This is a genomic window from Microcystis sp. LE18-22.4A (genome assembly GCF_027531105.1).
In the GTDB taxonomy this organism is placed as follows: domain Bacteria; phylum Cyanobacteriota; class Cyanobacteriia; order Cyanobacteriales; family Microcystaceae; genus Microcystis; species Microcystis aeruginosa.
In genome coordinates, this window is the sequence record NZ_JAPZRB010000236.1 from 1 (window position 1) to 1,265 (window position 1,265).

The window sequence follows — 1,265 nt, forward strand, 5'->3', positions numbered from 1 at the left end:
AGGAGAGATTCACAATAAAAGGATTAGTATATATTGCCATAGACCGAACGAGTTGGGGAGCAATTAATATCTTGATGGTGAGTCTAATTTATGACAAGAGAGCCATCCCAATCTATTGGGAGATATTGGATAAAAAAGGAAGTAGTAATCTCGAAGAACAGCAGCGAGTATTGGGGAAAATATTGAAGGTGCTATCAGGTCATAAAATCGTGGTGTTAGGAGATAGAGAATTTTGCTCGGTCAGTCTTGGAAAGTGGCTTTGGGAGCAGAGTTTATACTTTTGTTTAAGACAAAAAAAAGTACAAATGTCAAGACAAAAGAAGGAATTTATCAAGAAATGAGAGAGTTAGGTTTAAGTCCAGGAACTCAACTATTTTTGAATGATGTCAATATTACAAAAGAGCAGGGATTTGGACAGTTTAACTTAGCTGGTAAGTGGAAAAAAACCTATCGGGGTTTTCAAACAAAAGAACCTTGGTATATTCTGACAAATTTTGGGGATTTAGAGACGGCAATAATTGCCTATCAAAAAAGATTTGATATTGAGGAGATGTTCCGAGATTTTAAGTCGGGAGGCTATAGCTTAGAAGGTTCTCAATTAGCACCGCAATACTTATCAAAGCTGATAATTGTTATAGCTATCGCCTATACAAGTGCCATAATGCAAGGGAAAAAAATTAAGGATATGGGAATCCAAAAATATGTTACAAGACCTGAAAAAAGATATAAAGGTCAACGCAGACACAGCAGTTTTTATGTGGGTCAACATCTCTATCATTGGCTCCAGCTACATCAAATGTTCCAAAAAAATATAGAAGAGCTAATGCAAATTAGCCGCTATCGGTTGAAGGATTACATCAAAGGACAAAGAGCGATATCGCTTGCCCTATCTACCTTCTAGCTCGCTTGTCCCCCTCTCAGAATACTGTAGGGAATCCACGTTATTTAAGCAAGTCAGAAAAACGACTAAAAAAAGCACAACGACGATTATCCAAAAAGTTTCGTCAAGGAAAGAAACAATCTAAAAACTATCACAAGCAACGAATAAAAGTAGCTAGGCTTCATCTTAAAGTGTCAAGACAACGTAAAGACAAAGCAATTAAAGACGCTTTGGCGTTAGTCCAGTCTAATGATCTGGTAGTCTATGAAGCTTTAAAGGTAAGAAACTTAGTAAAAAATCGTCAGCTGTCTAAGTCGATTTCTGATGCTTCTTGGTATCAATTCACTGAATGGTTGAATTATTTTGCCAAGATTTATCGGATTGT

At 36.6% G+C, this 1,265-nt stretch carries 1 protein-coding gene and 2 pseudogenes; all 3 read left to right on the plus strand.

Going from position 1 to position 1,265, the window contains the following annotated elements:
• A pseudogene (locus tag O9295_RS10890) lies at window positions 1–341 on the plus strand (IS4 family transposase); the annotation flags it as partial.
• Window positions 281–901: a hypothetical protein gene (locus tag O9295_RS10895; protein ID WP_288032940.1), complete on the plus strand. Its 621-nt coding sequence runs from the start codon at window positions 281–283 to the stop codon at window positions 899–901. The pseudogene O9295_RS10890 and the gene O9295_RS10895, both read left to right, overlap by 61 nt.
• Before the next feature lie 20 nt (window positions 902–921).
• Window positions 922–1,265: pseudogene (locus tag O9295_RS10900) on the plus strand (RNA-guided endonuclease InsQ/TnpB family protein); the annotation flags it as partial.